Origin of the sequence: Paenibacillus durus (assembly GCF_000756615.1) — a bacterium.
Classification (GTDB): domain Bacteria; phylum Bacillota; class Bacilli; order Paenibacillales; family Paenibacillaceae; genus Paenibacillus_AQ; species Paenibacillus_AQ durus.
The window spans coordinates 3,604,798-3,620,409 of record NZ_CP009288.1 but is presented as its reverse complement, the minus strand read 5'-3'; the positions used below and the strand labels follow the sequence as shown (position 1 = coordinate 3,620,409).

15 protein-coding genes are annotated in these 15,612 nt (G+C 52.8%); 8 read left to right on the top strand and 7 right to left on the bottom strand.

Annotated features, from left to right (window positions below):
* The first annotated feature begins 167 nt into the window (after positions 1–167).
* From PDUR_RS15345 to PDUR_RS15335, 3 genes are all read left to right on the top strand, one after another.
* Positions 168–1,214 carry a CobW family GTP-binding protein gene (locus PDUR_RS15345; RefSeq protein WP_042207025.1) on the top strand — a complete coding sequence of 349 codons (1,047 nt, stop codon included), beginning with the start codon at positions 168–170 and terminating at the stop codon, positions 1,212–1,214.
* Between the two features lie 137 nt (positions 1,215–1,351).
* Positions 1,352–1,699, top strand: coding sequence for a four-helix bundle copper-binding protein (locus PDUR_RS15340; protein WP_156130472.1), 348 nt, complete (start codon positions 1,352–1,354; stop codon positions 1,697–1,699).
* A gap of 224 nt (positions 1,700–1,923) precedes the next feature.
* Positions 1,924–2,442, top strand: coding sequence for a hypothetical protein (locus PDUR_RS15335; protein ID WP_042207023.1), 519 nt, complete (start codon positions 1,924–1,926; stop codon positions 2,440–2,442).
* 59 nt (positions 2,443–2,501) lie between these two features.
* Here PDUR_RS15335 and PDUR_RS15330 read toward each other — a convergent pair whose 3' ends face one another.
* The 3 genes from PDUR_RS15330 to PDUR_RS15320 all read right to left on the bottom strand — a co-directional run bounded on the left by PDUR_RS15330 (position 2,502) and on the right by PDUR_RS15320 (position 7,737).
* On the bottom strand, positions 2,502–3,761 hold the full coding sequence (locus PDUR_RS15330; protein WP_233277382.1) for a DNA glycosylase AlkZ-like family protein: 1,260 nt from the start codon (positions 3,759–3,761) through the stop codon (positions 2,502–2,504).
* Positions 3,762–3,868: 107 nt separating this feature from the next.
* The gene (locus PDUR_RS15325) at positions 3,869–5,965 is read right to left on the bottom strand and encodes an ABC transporter ATP-binding protein (protein ID WP_042207022.1); all 2,097 of its coding nucleotides are present in this window, start codon (positions 5,963–5,965) and stop codon (positions 3,869–3,871) included.
* A gap of 29 nt (positions 5,966–5,994) precedes the next feature.
* Positions 5,995–7,737 (bottom strand): ABC transporter ATP-binding protein, encoded by a 1,743-nt coding sequence (locus PDUR_RS15320; RefSeq protein ID WP_042207021.1) that lies wholly within the window; start codon positions 7,735–7,737, stop codon positions 5,995–5,997.
* 504 nt (positions 7,738–8,241) lie between these two features.
* Here PDUR_RS15320 and PDUR_RS15315 point away from each other — a divergent pair.
* Positions 8,242–8,586, top strand: coding sequence for a HesB/YadR/YfhF family protein (locus PDUR_RS15315; RefSeq protein ID WP_042207020.1), 345 nt, complete (start codon positions 8,242–8,244; stop codon positions 8,584–8,586).
* 74 nt (positions 8,587–8,660) lie between these two features.
* Here the strand turns inward: PDUR_RS15315 and PDUR_RS15310 are convergent, their stop codons facing one another.
* The 3 genes from PDUR_RS15310 to PDUR_RS15300 all read right to left on the bottom strand — a co-directional run bounded on the left by PDUR_RS15310 (position 8,661) and on the right by PDUR_RS15300 (position 10,818).
* Complete coding sequence (locus tag PDUR_RS15310) at positions 8,661–9,176, bottom strand: hypothetical protein (RefSeq protein WP_042207019.1); 516 nt, start codon at positions 9,174–9,176, stop codon at positions 8,661–8,663.
* Between the two features lie 191 nt (positions 9,177–9,367).
* Positions 9,368–9,811, bottom strand: coding sequence for a DUF441 domain-containing protein (locus PDUR_RS15305; RefSeq protein ID WP_042207018.1), 444 nt, complete (start codon positions 9,809–9,811; stop codon positions 9,368–9,370).
* Positions 9,812–9,813: 2 nt separating this feature from the next.
* A complete protein-coding gene (locus PDUR_RS15300; RefSeq protein WP_042207017.1) occupies positions 9,814–10,818 on the bottom strand; it encodes a YpdA family putative bacillithiol disulfide reductase in 1,005 nt (334 codons plus the stop codon).
* Between the two features lie 195 nt (positions 10,819–11,013).
* Here PDUR_RS15300 and PDUR_RS15295 point away from each other — a divergent pair, with 195 nt between their 5' ends.
* Positions 11,014–11,610, top strand: coding sequence for a DUF2087 domain-containing protein (locus tag PDUR_RS15295; protein ID WP_042207016.1), 597 nt, complete (start codon positions 11,014–11,016; stop codon positions 11,608–11,610).
* Positions 11,611–11,730: 120 nt separating this feature from the next.
* A complete protein-coding gene (locus tag PDUR_RS15290; RefSeq protein WP_042207015.1) occupies positions 11,731–12,186 on the top strand; it encodes a DUF3939 domain-containing protein in 456 nt (151 codons plus the stop codon).
* 71 nt (positions 12,187–12,257) lie between these two features.
* On the opposite strand, the gene PDUR_RS15285 is transcribed toward PDUR_RS15290, so the two are convergent.
* Positions 12,258–13,118, bottom strand: a complete 861-nt coding sequence (locus PDUR_RS15285) for a helix-turn-helix transcriptional regulator (protein ID WP_042207014.1) — start codon at positions 13,116–13,118, stop codon at positions 12,258–12,260.
* Positions 13,119–13,208: 90 nt separating this feature from the next.
* Between PDUR_RS15285 and PDUR_RS15280 the strand changes: the two genes are divergently transcribed.
* The gene (locus PDUR_RS15280; RefSeq protein ID WP_042207013.1) at positions 13,209–14,429 is read left to right on the top strand and encodes an MFS transporter; all 1,221 of its coding nucleotides are present in this window, start codon (positions 13,209–13,211) and stop codon (positions 14,427–14,429) included.
* 125 nt (positions 14,430–14,554) lie between these two features.
* Positions 14,555–15,226, top strand: coding sequence for an HAD family hydrolase (locus PDUR_RS15275; protein WP_042207012.1), 672 nt, complete (start codon positions 14,555–14,557; stop codon positions 15,224–15,226).
* The last annotated feature ends 386 nt before the right edge of the window (positions 15,227–15,612 follow it).

Below are 15,612 nucleotides of genomic sequence, written 5' to 3'. Positions count from 1 at the left end.
CGCCACTATCATAGGGGATAGAATTGCCAATTTGCAAGGAAAGAGAAAGGAGGAAGATGTGAGCGTTTACTTGGAAAGCGCATACATAATATTTAATAAGGTTGCTTCGCCGGTAAGGAATGTAGTACACTCGCTTACAGAACAGATACCTTAGGAGAGAATGAGATATGGATAGAACCATTCCTGTATATATACTGTCGGGCTTTCTTGGCAGCGGCAAAACGACTCTGCTGTACCGATTGCTGGAGTATTGGAAAAATGAAGACATGCGTCCGGCCGTCGTCATGAACGAGCTCGGAGAGGTTAACTTCGACGGCATAATGGTCGATAAATCGGTGCCGATGGCGGAACTGCTCGGCGGCTGCATCTGCTGCTCCGCAAGCGCGGATCTTAGTATGGAGCTTAATACCCTGGTGAAAAAAGAGTCACCGGATGTCATCGTGATTGAAGCAACGGGGGCAGCCAATCCTCTGGATATCATTGATAATGTTACGGAAACATCGCTCTACAGCAATGTCGAGTTAAAGGGGCTGATCACCGTAGTCGACGCCGCCCATCTGCTTCAGCTGTACAGAGAGCAGAAAGGAGCCTCATACCGGCTGATGCAGGAACAAATCCGCAGCGCTTCCGTGCTGATTCTGAACAAAACGGACCGCGTGTCCCCGGAAGAAGCGGAGGAAGTGAACGGGGTTCTGCGCAAATGGAATGCGTTCGCGGAAATTATTCCGGCGGTACGATGCGAGGTGGACCCGGAAAGACTGATCAACAGAACGGATAACTCAGCGTTTGTTGAAATCTCGGAGAGTGCGCCAGAAACGGATGCTTCGGCTTCGACGACAATGGAAGGCTTGACGGAGGCATTGGAGACTGATGTCATCGATATCAACCGGGCCGCGCATGATCATGTAATGGCGTATACGCACTTTTTTAAGAATCCGATTAACAGTGTGGAATTTGAAGCCTTTATCAAAGAACTGCCTGCCGACGTATACAGAGCGAAGGGTGTGCTTACCTTTAACGATACTTCGGGGCGCTTTCTGTTCCAGTACGCATACCGGGAATCGGATTTTCTAAAGATTAACCCGCAGGGAGAGGTCACGGACGTGGCTGTATTTATCGGGGAGCACTTCTCGTCAGGGGATCTGCGGAAGAAACTGCTGAAGCTGGAAGGACGGGGATTTACCCTGCCCGGGAGCGTAAAAAGAAGCTTGTAGCTTCAGGGAATCTGGGACTGTCTGACAAGCCGGGAAGCAGCGCAAAAGGTGCGGAGGGCGGCATCTGCTGATTCGTCCCTGCAGCCGAGGTTTAATACAAAGGCATGGATCAATCAGATTGCAGGAGGTTAATGGTTATGACCCAAATTCAGTACCAGGACTGCATCGACTCTTGTCTGAAATGTATGAACGCCTGTAATGTCAGCTATGTCTCAAGCCTGAAAGAATATGACCTTGCGGAGCTGCGGGAATGTATCCGGATGGACCGGGAATGCGCCGATATTTGCGCCTACGCCATTCAGGCGATGATCCGTCAAAGTCCTTTTGTTGCCGATATTTGCCGCCTATGCGCGGAGATTTGTGAAGCCACTGCCAGAGTGAGCGGAAGATATAAGCTTACGCATTGTCAGGAATGTATAAATGCTTGCTTGAAGTGTGCGGATGCCTGTCGCCAAATAAGTAAAGCTGTTGCCGTATTAGCTTGAACATGTTCGTGAGCAATAACTGACACTTTAGAGTAACGGGCCAGCTTTTGCGAAAGCTGGCTTATATAATTCATAGTCATAAAATTCTTAAAAGGAGTCGCAGAAGGAAGAGGGAATTAACAGGAGCCCGGCGAATATTAGAATGTAGAAATAAAAGGTTTGTATCCATACATAAGCGTTAGATCATTATATTTACAACAACGTTTCATAATGACGGAGGGCAGATGAAGGAGGACACACAATTACCGCAAAGTGAACATTCCAAAGAGCTGTTCGCCTATTTTGGACTGGCCGTCTATTACTGCCAGGCATTGGAGCAGCAGCTTACCAACCTGCTCCTGCTGACGAAGCTTTCCCAGGGGACCTTACCGTCCGAGGCGGAGCTTACGGATTTATATCAACGTAAACTCGGTAATTCACTCGGTCAGCTTATTAAGGAGATTCAGCATCATTTTTCTTTCTCGGAGGAAGAGACGACGCAGCTGCATCATGTCTGGAAGCAGAGAAATTATATTGTTCACGATTATTTCAAGGAACGAATTCAGGACACGTTCACTCCTGCCGGCAGAACCCGCATAATCAGGGAACTGAAGCGGTTCAAGAATAAAGCCAGCGCCCTGGAGCTGAAGCTGCAGGGCTACTGCTCGGAGCTGTACCGAAAGCTGGGGTTGGAAGGCAAACTGGATGATGAAGATTTATTAGGCGGCGCCTCTTCCGCCGAATTGAAGCGGCGAAATCACTAAAGCCAGTGAGTATTAACCGAACAGTAGAGCCTCTGCCGGCAGGAATGCCCGCAGAGGCTTTATTCATTCCATTCTTCAATGCCGCTCTGCGCCGCCGCAGGGGGCGATGCCGTTATTCTGACCGCTCCCAAGGAGAGGGCAAGCGAGGAAACCGCAGATTTCGCCGTCTCCAGCAAGCCGGAAATATGAGGACCCTCTCCGGCTTCCCACCACCAGTTACGGATGACAAGTTCACAGGACGCTCTGTTCAGAACCGGCTCGAATCTGGCGGCAAAACGGTCGTTATAGAGCAGCGGCAGCACATAGTAGCCATAGGAGCGCTCCCCGGCTGGCTTGTATACCTCCCACCGGTAATGAAAGCCAAACAGCTGACGAGTAAGCTCTCTGTCCCAGATCAAATTGTCGAGGGGGGCCAATGCGGCGGCATAATGTCCGGTCTCGAACGGATTATCGCCGGGTCTACCGTTCAGAATCGTTTCCAGATCAGAGGCGTCGGAGGTTCGAACATAAAGCGGGGGCTTGATTCCTTCGACCCTCACTTCCCGGATGGAATCGGCAAGCAGCAGCCTCCGGATTGCGGCGGCGCGCTCCCCGCTCTTGAGACCGCTTATTCCCAGCCAGCCATCGCCGGACCTGTTCCACAGCAGGCCAATCGCTCCGATTCTCCGCAGCACGTACCAGTCATGGTACGATTCTTCCGCCCTATTAGGTTCCGGTTCGGCAAGAAGTACTTCCGGCAGGAGATTTGCCGTAAAATCATAATAGCGGCGGGTGTGAACCCGGCGATGGATGGACAGTTCTCCCCAATAATACATGCTCTCCAGAGCCGCGCGGGACAGCCTGGCGGGAGCCCAGGCCCAGTCCACTTTGTCTTTAAAGTCCAAATCAAGCGAGGAGAGCGGACCGCGTGCTGCAATCTCCGCTCGAACCTTGTGGACAAGCGCCATCACGGCTTCATTGGAACCATGCCGGGCGGCTGCGCTGTCCCTTAATCTTCGGAAGTATGGCCAATCTTCCGTGCAATAGATCGACATATTCTTGTCCCAGCCGTCGAGCAGCAGCCTGTCCTTATACAACAGCTCCTGCGCGAACCCTGGCACAAAGCCGGGGATACGCGCTTGGAGCACAAGCTCATGATTGTGGCCGGTGATATTCAGGGGGTCATACTGGATACAGTTGACATGCCGGATGTAGCGGTACACGCTCGCTTTGCCGCCTGGCAGACGGTATGGGCCGAGCCGTTGATGCTTCAGAAGAAAATGCGCAGCCTGGCGCTTGGATACGTCATAGCTTATCAAGAGCGAATTCACTCCGTTCATTGGGTGATTATCCCATTATAACGAACAAATGTTCCGTTTGCAATGAAAGAAAAAGCTCCGCGTCCCTTCTCGGGATTACGGAGCTTCCGGCAGCGAAGCAAAAGAGCCTAACTTTGCGAATGCGCTGATTGCATTGCGGCCGGAACCTTTACAGCCGGATCAGATTTGGATGCTTGAGCAGCATCCACGCTCTGGGCGGCGGAGCCGACCTGAAGCTGATACATGCGGTAGTAGCGGCCGCCAAACCCCATCAGCTCATCGTGGCTGCCCCGCTCGACGATTTCGCCCCGATGCAGGACGAGAATCTGGTCTGCGCTGCGGATGGTCGACAGGCGGTGGGCGATGATAAATGTCGTCCGGCCCTTTTTAAGAACCTCCAACGCCTGCTGGATAAGGCTCTCCGTCTCGGTATCGATATTGGATGTAGCCTCATCGAGAATCAGGATCGCCGGATCGAAGGCAAGCGCGCGGGCGAACGAGATGAGCTGGCGCTGTCCGGCAGACAGCGTGCTGCCTTTTTCCACTACCGGTTCGTCGAAACCGTGCGGCAGATGGGCCAGCAGCCGGTCCGCGCCGACCTCTCTGAGCGCCCATTCGACTTTTTTCCTCGAAATGCTCTCGTCTCCCAGGCTGACATTAGAGGCGATCGTCCCGGTGAATAGATAAGGGTCCTGCAGGACGATACCCATATGCTTGCGCAGCCACTGCTTCGGAATATCCGTCGTTTTGTGCCCGTCAATGGAGATGGTGCCGCGCTGCGGATCGTAGAAACGGAACAGCAGATTGATGATCGAGCTTTTGCCTGAGCCGGTATGACCCACAAGGGCGACTGTCTCGCCGGAGCGTGCTGTGAGCGAAATGTCGCGCAGGACGAAGTCTTTTTTATAGGCAAAGGAGACATCCTTGAATACCACATTCCCTCTGTACCGGGGCATTTCCCCGTCAGTCACATCTTCCCCGGGTTCATCCATGAGCTTGAAGACGCGGCCTGCCGACACCATCGAGGTATCGAGATTCGCAAGCTGATTGACCATCCCGATAATGGGCTGGAACATCCGTCCCAGTACGTCGACGAAGGCATAGAGCACGCCAAGAGAGAGGACCGTCCCGCCGCCAAGGCTGCCGAAGCCGAAATACCAGAGCACGAGCGCGAAGGAAAGACTGCGCAGCGCACCGACCAGATTATGCGAGGTCAGCGAGTTGAGATTCAGCATTTTGTTCTGATACTTCAAATAGTCTTCGTTGAGCGTTTCGAATTCGTCCAGCCGCTGCTTCTGGCGGCGGAAGATGCGGATAATGGGCATGCCCTGAATTGATTCGTTGATAATGGCGTTAATCTCGCTCAGGCGTGAGCGGATGATCGTGTTGTATTTGGTTGCGATTTTGCGGTACAGGATGACCCAGATGACGATGACCGGGACGATGAACAGGCTGACCAGCCCGAGCCGGACATCCAGCAGGAACAAGGCGGTATACACGCCGATTATATTGATGATCCCGGTGGCGAAGTTCGACAAGACGGCAATGAACAGCTCCTTGATCGCTTCGGTATCGTTGGTTACCCGGGATACTACCTTGCCCGCAGGCAGGTTATCGAAGAAGTAGACCGGAAGCCGCTGGATATGTGCGTATACATCCGTTCTCAGCTTGCGAACGACCTGGTTGGCCGACGATTGCAGCCAGTAGGTCTTGCCGAATTCGGCGAAGATCGAGATCATCAGGAACAGCCCGAACAATGCGACCAGCTTATAAATACCGGGAAGCTCCGGCTTGTAAAAAGCGAATACATCTTCAATGGCAAGCTGTACGGCCGGATAGCTGAATCTCTCGCTACCGCGGTCGATCGTGACTTGACTGTCTACATAGCTGCGCTTTCCGTCTATCGCTTCAACAGGCTGGCCGATGAAATAGAAGCTTCGTCCAATCTGAAGCAGTCGGACCTCACGGCCCTTGGACTCTCCCGGTTCAAACCGGTCGCCGCGCTTGAAATATTCATTATTGTAATAGACGGCGTTGCCTTGCGAATTAGTTTCAAAATAAGGTCTCTCAATGGCAAGCATATGGTTATCAATCATGTTTCTGGCTATAAAAGGGCCCGCCAGCTCCGCTGCGACTCCGATGGAGAGCAGGAGGAGCGCCGCGATGAAGGTTGTCTTCGCATGCAGCGCATACTGCAGCAGGCGTCTGCCCGTACTTTGTTTCAAGATGGATGGCACCTCCCTGGTGAATGGTTTTAGTTCAGATTATTCTCCACCTGCTGGCGTTCGTATTGCTCCCGGTACCAGCCGCCGAGCTCCAGCAATTCCTTGTGTGTTCCGCGCTCGGTTATTACTCCGCCATCCAGAACTACGATCTGGTCGGCATGTTCCACGGCGGAAAGGCGGTGGGTGGAGATCAATGTCGTCTTTCCAGCTCTACGGGAGCGGATGTTATCGACAATCCGGGCTTCGGTCCGGGCGTCCACAGCCGACAGCGCGTCGTCGAGGATCAGGATTTCCGGTTCGGCAATAAAAGCGCGGGACAGCGATACCCGCTGCTTCTGGCCTCCGGAAAGAGAGACGCCGCGCTCGCCGACAAGCGTATCCAGGCCGCTTTCCAGCGTATCCAGATCGCTGAGGAAGGCGGCGGTGGAGACCGCCTCCAGAATCTGGTCGTCGCTTGCGCGCTCGAGTCCGAATTGGATGTTCTCGCGCACGGTTTTGGAGAACAGAATTTGTTCCTGCGGCACATAGCCCATCCAACTGTGCAGACGGTCTAGCGTAATGTCCTCAATCGGAACACCCGAAATGCGGATGCTGCCAGTTCCGGTTGGGTATTCATGAAGCAACTGCTTGAGCAGCGTCGATTTGCCGCTGCCGGTGCGGCCGACAACGCCGAGCGTCTCGCCTTTGGCCAGCGACAGGCTGACACCGCTCAAATTATCAATGGGCGACGAAGGGTAGCGAAACGTCACATTGTTGAATTCAATTCCATCAGGTTCGGATACACTGGCCGGATGAGCCGGGTCCTGTACATCCGGGACGGAATTCAGCGTCTCATCGATTCGTTCGAGCGAAGCGCCGCCGCGCTGCATAATATTGATCAGCTCGCCGATGGCGAACATCGGCCAGACCATCATGCCAAGGTACATGTTGAACGATACGAGGTCGCCCAGCGTGATTTGATTTCGGAAGACGAGGTAGATTCCATACGTCAGACCGATAATGTAACTCAGCCCCACGCAGAACCGGATGGTCGGTTCAAAAAAGGCATCGACCCGGGCCACAGCCATATTTTTGCGGAATACATCATCGGTGATTTCTCCGAATCGTTTCTCATCCAGACGCTCCTGCACATAGGCACGGATTACCCGCACGCCGGATACGGATTCCAGCACCTGGTCGTTCATATCGCCGAAGGCGTCCTGCGCCAGACTATAACGGTCATGAATGGCTTTGCCGTAGATCACCATTGCCACCGCAATCAGCGGGAGGGGCACCACGGCAGCCAGCGTCAGCTTCCAGCTCACCAGAAAGCCCATGGCAAGGAGTACGACAGAGAAGAACACAGTGGAGTCGACCAGCGTCAGCATCCCAAAGCCTGCGGTTACGGATACCGCCCGGATGTCGTTGGTGGCCCGGGCCATCAGGTCTCCGGTGCGGTTTCGCTCGAAGAATGAGGGTGTCAGCGTAAGCAGATGGGTCATAAACCGGGAACGCAGCAGGCGTTCCACCAGATTCGATCCTCCGAACAGGCTGCGCATCCATATGTAAGTGATCCAGTAGATGATGAGAAGCAGCGCGAGAATCATAACAATGTACTTGATTAGCGAGTCTGCCGTAATGGATCCGTGTACGATTTCGTCAATGGCGTTACCCAAAAGACGCGGAGGCAGCAGTTCAATGACGCCGGCAAAGATCAGCACGAACAAGCCGATCGTATAGCGTCTTTTCTCCCGGCGGAAGAACCAGCCGAGATCTTTTAATACGGAAAACATGAAATCCCTTCCTTTCGCTTAGGAGTGGCGCCTTCCAATACAGCCCAGAGGTTAATCGGGATTAACGGTCGGTGAAGAGCAAAAAAAGGCATACCATCCGTTAACGGACGATATGCCTGGTTTCTCAAACGTATCATGCGCACGGTGCATGACAGCACCGGCCAGTAAAATGTTCGGCTTCCCGACAACTAAAGCGGCTAGAACGCGCGCTTCCGGGGAAGATTCACCTGCAGGGCTGCTTCGGTATTCTGTTGGATAATGCTGCCGACAATAGTGTGATGAATATCCATAAATGTAAACACCGAGATCACCCTTTCGTTAAAAATTTGGTAATGATTAGAAGACGTTTCGCTCATGTCGAGTTTATCACCGGTCCTCCGAAATTGTCAAACATGTTTTTTAACAAATTCAATTTAGTTTGGATCGCGTTATTTCGCTAGTGGTTGGAATAGAGCCTGGGATTAGGGTATGATAAAAATAACAGACAAAGGAGTTGAGAGCTGTATGAGCATATCTGTCAGTCCTGAAGCCGCCTCCTGGTTCAAGCGGGAGCTCGGTTTGACGGACGGCGACTGCGTCCGCCTGTTTCCAAGATACAGCTCCGGCGGCGGGCTTCATCCCGGATTTTCGCTCGGCATTGCCGTGGAACCGCCGGGGCGTCCGGGACTTCAAGCCTCCCGGGAGGGCGTCGTTTTTTACATGGAGGAGCAGGATTTGTGGTATATGGAAGGGTACGGACTGTCGATCATCTACTCGCCGGAAGAAGATGATATCGAGTACCGGTATGAGCCTGAGGCTGGCGGGGAGAAAGTGCCGGAAGCCGCCGCCGGCGCTAGCGCAAACAAGTGATACAACAACTGGAGCCCTTGCCGAAGGCAAGGGCTGATTTTTGCGTTTGCGGCCGCTGCAAGGGAACGCGGCGGTCAATGGGACCGGCGGAAGGTTTCTTCTTCCATGGCGAATTCAAAATCGTCGATATCGTATACCATTACAGGGACGCCTCCGTCGATAATCCGATGGATCAGCTCGACCTGATCGGTCAAGATCGGAACCTTTCCCCGCTGCGAGGTCAGCAAAAGCTCGGTCTCGATCGGGTCGTAGGTTTCGCCGTAACTGGCATTGTCCACACTGTTGATGACGGTTATTTGTGCCCGCTCGCCGAGCAGGATGGCCGGACTTTTAGCCCATGGAACGTTCAGACAGCGGCGGATCTTTTTCTGGTTAAGCGGCTGCTCGAAATAGGCGATCAGTTCACCGATCTTAGCCTTGACGTGCTGATCGTCGTCGGGAATGTTCATCAGCGGCTCGTCGCTATCCCGGAGCTCGTACAGTTCAAGTATTGTAGTATAGGGAACGATATATTCTACCGGTCGATTCGGTACCAGCAGTTGGCCGTAAATGGCCATCATAACGGCTTCAGTCACAAATTGTCTTGACATCATTATCCTCCTGAAGTTCGGGTGCTGCTATAATCCTTTGGAAAGGATTTAAAAATATCAAAACACTGTACGGAACAAAAGTCAATAAGCGCCTGTACCGGGAGAACCGCGTACGGACTGCCAAGAAAAGATAACGGAGGGTAGAATCCGCTTGATCCAAGCCGGTTTCTATCCTCTGTGTGCATGCATGCTCACATTCTTCCGATGATGAGCGACAGGATGCCCGCGGCGATGAGCGGTCCGACCGGAACGCCTTTGAAGACGGCGACGCCGATGACGGTTCCGATCAAGAGACCGGCGACAATCGTCGGCTGGCTGCCGATCAGGGTTGCTCCCCGGCCGCCAAGATAAGCGACAAGAATGCCTATACCGATAGCAGTTAGCGATTTCCAATGGAGAAATGCCTCCCCCACGGTCTGCAGCGAGATTCGTCCGCTGGCCAGCGGGGTCATGACGCCGATCAGGAGGATGATGATGCCAACCGTGAGGCCATACTTTTCAAGCCAGGGGTAAGCCTGATGCAGGCCGAGCAGCCGCACTAGCAGCAGCACTACCATGGCGATGGTTACGGTTGAATTGCTGCTGATGATGCCAAGTCCGGCCAGACCCAGAAGGAGCAGAGCAGTGTAGTCCATCTTCAGTTCCGCTCCTTATCTTCAGTCAGACGCTTGGCTGCCAGATGCTCCGCGATCAGCGCCCCGTGCCGGCGTCCCGTCTCGATGAATATCTCGTTGGCGTTACGGCCGGAGGCGATAACGCCGGCCACGTATACGCCCGGAATGTTCGTCTCCATCGTCGCCGGATCATATACGGGCTTATCCATATCGTCGTCCATCAAGACGCCGATGGAGGACATCAGCGTGCGGTCCGGTCTGAAGCCGGTCATCGCCAGAACGAAATCATTCTCCAGAGTGTAGGATTCATCCCGGGAAACAGAAGACACGACAACCGTGTCCGGCGTAATTTCGGTAACTTTGGAAGCAAGATGTAGCCGGATCTTTTCCTTTTGCACCATGCTTTCAAAGATTGGGCGCACCCAAGGCTTGATATTGCCGGAGATGCTGTCACCGCGGTAGATCATATCGACCGAAGCACCGGCCCGAATCAGCTCAAGAGCCGCGTCCACGGCCGAATTGCTGCCTCCGATAATCGCCACCTTCATGCCGGTGTAAGGGTGCGCTTCCCTGAAGTAGTGGGCCACCTTCGGCAAATCCTCGCCGGGAATGCCGATCCAGTTCGGCTGGTCGAAGTAGCCGGTGGAGATGACGACAGAGCCTGCTTGCCGCGTCTGGCGCTCGCCCCGCCGGTTCACCGTATTAACGCTGAATGTCCCGTCATCGAGCCGCTCGATGGCAGTCGCTTCTTCATAAGAGGCGATTTCCAGACCGTGCAGCTCTGCAGCCTTGCGGTAGTAGACGAGCGCCTCGTGGCGGAACGGCTTCTCGTTCGGCGTCGTAAAGGGAACATCGCCGATTTCCAGCAGCTCCGGAGTGCTGAAAAATTGCATATGGGTCGGATACAGGTAGATGGAGTGGACAATAAAGTTCTTCTCCACAATGATCGCGGACAGGCCCTGCCTGCGGCATTCAATGGCGGCGGACAAGCCGCATGGCCCTGCGCCAATGATAATGACTTCATACATAATGCGGATTCCCTCCCGTTTATTTATCGTAATTTCTTCGTCCGTGTGGAACGTGCAAACTACATCCTACCGCAATTTGCACTGTTTTTCCAGGGCAGGGCGCGCCGACGAATGTTCCGTTTGCTTTAACAGTATCGTTCATTATATAATTAGACATATATCTAATGAGTTTACGTTAAGAGGAGAGTGTCTTTGATGCAGCTGGATAAAATCGTAGGTTACCATAAAGCCCTTGCCGATCCCACGCGCCTTCGCATGCTCCTGCTCCTGTCGCAAGGGGAAATGAACGGCCAGGCGCTTGCGGAGAAGCTGAACCTGTCGCAGCCGACGGTAACGCATCATGCGGCCAAGCTGCGCTCGGCAGCGCTCATTAAGGAACGCCGTGACAAGAATACCGTCTATTTCACGCTGAATCCGGAATTTATCCGGAAGGGCGGGGAGGCGTCGCTGCAGTTTATTTTTGATAAGGGAGCGGATGAAATGGAAGAGGAGAGCAAGGAACAGAAGCTGAAGGAGTCGGTACTCCGCAATTTCTTCGCCAAGGACGGCCGTTTGCGGCAAATTCCGGCGCAGTACAAGAAGAAGCTGATTGCCCTGCAGCATATTGTCGAACAGTTGAAGCCGGGCGTTGTCTACAGCGAGAAAGAAATCAACACCTTCATCAAGCAGTATCATGACGATTGCGCCACAATCCGCCGCGAGTTCATCATGCATCAGTTCATGTACAGGGAAAATGACAATTACGAGCTGAATCCCCGGGAAATGTGGACGAAATGGGAATCTGTCAAATAATTTTCTTATTAATCTTACATTTCTGTGACGGTTCAATTTTGAATTGATTAAAATTTGCAGAATCGAGTAAAATGGAATTGTAAGCGCTATCTACGAAAAGCTAGAAAGGAGTCTTTCGATATGCTTTTTAAAAAGTTTAAGAAAGAAGCCGTCCCCCGCCAAGTTACCGTAACCTTGCCCGAAGTCAAGCAGGCTGTTCGTCAATTTGAAAAGGATATGCCCGGCAAAATCAACCGGACTGTGTTGATGCGGGAAGACAAAAGCATTGATCTGTCCCGGCTGGCCCGTTATTTGGGCGGAAGGTCCGAGCAGAAGTTCTATCTGTCGAGAGAAACGTTTGAGATCTTTGAAGAAAAGGATAAAGAGATTCCCTATTTTCTTGATATGGTGCAGTCTGCGGTTGACAATTATATCAGCGATACGGGCAAGCTGCCTCTGCTTGAAGAATCGGACCTTCCCGAGGTTCACTATCATTTGCTGGCAAGTCAGAGGTATTTGAAGGAAATGCCGCCTTTTCCGCTGTATATTACCGAAGAGGAATTGATGCTGACCCACCGTCCGGAGCATTTCGGGTAAGCAGTGCCACGGCACTTGGTGAGCTTGAATGTCTAGGGAATTCTTGTCCTCTTCTTGCAGGGCTTGAACGGTCATGATTTGCTTTGTTCCTGCAGCCGCTCCAGCCGCTGTTTCGATTCCGTATCGCTTGCCAGATGAATGGTAATCGTCGCATTCGGCAGTTCCTCGGATTGAAAAGAAAGATAATTTAGGCGAATATCGCCGGCGAGGGGATGGTGGATCAGTTTTTTGCCCTCCGGCGTTCCCGCAATCGTCTGTTCATTCCACCAATTTGCAAATTTTTCGCTGTGCGTGCGCAGTTGATGAATTAATTCCGTCCGTTCCGGATTCTCAGGCAGCTGGCTATGAGCCATCCTCAATTGACTCACGCGCAGTTTGGAATGTCCTTCCCAGTTGTCCAGCAGCATTTGCATATACGGGTCCATGAACGCGCGCCAGATTGAATTGCGCTGCAGCTTGGACATTGCGGAGTAATCTCCGAATACCGACCGGGCAGCCCGATTCCAGGCCATAATATTCCATTCGTGGTCGGAAATATAAGCGGGATAAGGGTTCTGCAAATCCAGAAACTGCTGCATCCCGGGACTGACCTTAAATGAATCTGGCGTTTCATCAGGCAGCCGCTGCGCCCCCAGTGTATACAAATATTCCCGTTCCTTTCGATTGAGCTGAAGCGCATTGCTTAATGCAAGCAATACCTCGGCTGAAGGGCGCACAGGCCTGCCCTGCTCCAAACGAACATACCAATCGCTGCTTAAACCGGCCAATTCCGCAACTTCCTCCCGGCGTAGTCCCTCTACCCGCCGCCTGCTTCCAGGGGGCAGACCAACCTCCTCCGGTGTAAGCGAAGCGCGTTTTTTTCTTAAAAAAAGTCCCAGTTCCAGATGCTTGTCTTGAGTCACGACGGCAAAGCCAGCCCCTTTCTCTTGCATAGGATTCTAAGTCCTAGGATCATGCGTCTCTTCATGCCTTACAGCGATGATTATACACTGTATCGTATTAAGAAGAGAGGATGATCCGTCATGGAATCCGTTACTAAGCTTAAAGTTTTCCCCGTTACTCTGCAATGGCTGCTTACCGTAGTGTGCGCGCTGGCCGTTGCCAATCTGTATTATGATCAGGTTCTGCTGTCGGATATCGCGAGCAGCTATCATGTGCCTCAAAATGCATCCGGTTTACTGTTTACGATGATGCAGGTGGGCTACACGCTTGGCTTATTATTTATCGTTCCGCTTGGAGACCGGTTTGACAGACGCAAGCTGATTGTTGCGAGCCTGCTTTTATCGGCTTTTTGGCTTGTTGTTATGACAATCGCGCCTTCGTTTAGCCTTCTGCTCGTTGCCGCTTTGGGTCTTGGGCTCAGCACGGTTGCGGCGCAGCTCATTATTCCGTACGTTTCTTCCAACATGGATTCGGAGAAAAAGGGGACCGTCACTGGCAGACTGCTGACCGGCGTCTTTCTAGGTGTGCTCGTTGGCCGTGTTGCCGGCGGGTGGATCGGACAGATGTTCGATTGGCGGACCGTACACTGGCTTGCAGCCGGGATTTTAACGCTGTTTGCCGGTTATGTGTTTGTGAAACTGCCGGAGGATTCGGCCAAGAAGCAAGACTCCTACCCAAAAATCATGCTGTCCATGATTCCCCTGCTGCGAGAGGAGCCGATATTAAGAGAAACGATATTTTTCGGCGCGGCCGCCTTTGCCGCCTTTAATGTCTTTTGGGTTCCCCTTTCCTTCATTCTCAGTGGCGCGCCCTATCACTTCGGGAACGGGATCTCCGGAACCTTCGGCATTATCGGGATCGCCGGCGCCTTGGCGGCAGGCTTCGCTGGACGGCTGTCTGACGGAATTCATGCGCGCGGGTGGAATGTGGCTGCGCTGCTGACGATGATGTTCTCCTTTATATTGTTAGGCATGGGCTGGTATCATCTGTCTGTCCTCATAGCCGTTACTTTTGTGCTTGATGTAGGCTCCCGCATGAACATGACTTTGAACCAAGGACGCATAAGCCGCCTGAATCCGGGGCATCACAGCCGTCTGAATTCGCTCTATATGGTCGGATATTATCTTGGGGGCTCCTTCGGCTCATGGCTGGGGACTGCAGCCTATCATTACGGGCAGGTGAGCGGAATGATTGCCGCCGGATGCTTGCTGCTGACCTTGCCGGTTGTTTATTTTCTTGCCAGTCTGAAAAATCGTCGGCGTATCCCGTTAAATGCTAATGATTCTCTTCGGAAAATATGAGAACGGTCCGGATTGCTCCTTTTTTGAGAAACGGCCTTTTCATAAAGTAAAGCGCCATAGTACAATGATTCCTGACAGCCCGCTTACGGGCAAAGACGCATATAGAAAGACAAGGGGAATCAGGTATGGAAACGGTAAAGGCTTTGCTGTTTGATCTTGACAATACGCTCATGGACAGGGATTACACCTTTCGAAGCTTCAGCACGCAGTTCGTTTTCCATTTTCTGGGCCATTTGGACCCGGACCGGCAGCTGGAAATTGTGGAAGATATCATTATCAGGGACGCCGACGGGTATCGGGACAAGGATGGTTTCTTTCGAGAGCTGAGCGAGGTTCTGCCTTGGCGGGAAGCCGTGTCGGCTGAAGATATCCGCGCTTTCTACGACTTGAAATATTCCAGTCACGGCGCGCTGATGAAACATGCGGTAGAGTCTCTCGGCTATCTTCGGGAGCGGGGTTATGCAATGGGGTTATTAACGAACGGAAAAAGCGAGATCCAGCACGGAAAAATTGATTTGCTCGGGCTGCGGAGTTATTTCAAGAGCATTGTCATTTCCGGTGAAGCCGGAATCAGTAAGCCGGACCCCGCCATCTACCGTCTGGCGCTGGACAGGCTGGGACATGGCCCCGAAGAGACTGTGTTCATCGGGGATCATCCCGTGAACGATATTTGGGGAGCGGGACGCTCCGGTATGAGGGGCATTTGGCTGCGCCGCAACCATTCGTGGGACGACAAGCTGGATATGCAGCCCTGGAAGACGATCGATGAGCTTCACGAACTGCGGAGCATTTTATAATTGGGCGGTAATTTGGACGGGTTAAAGGGTTGACATCAGACTGTCTTCCCGTTTATGATGACACCATATATTACCGGAAGGAGAGGATGTATTATGACAGTTTATACGGCTTGGGTCTTGTCGGTTGTTACTGCTCAGGATACGTGTCTTCCGGGAACAGGCTGTGAGCGTGGGGTAGACGCCGCAGCATAAGCGCGCATGTTTCGTATGCCATCAGCGCCGCCGGGGACCGTATCGGTTCCGGCGGCTTTTTTGCATATGCGTATAAGACTCTCTAGAAGTCTGTCCGCATGTGCATGTGAGCAGCGGCTTGGCGTCCAGAGGACATCGCCGCAGCGCACGCCAGGTTAGGCAGGCCAAGGAGTCTCTTAGCTAAGAGACCTTGC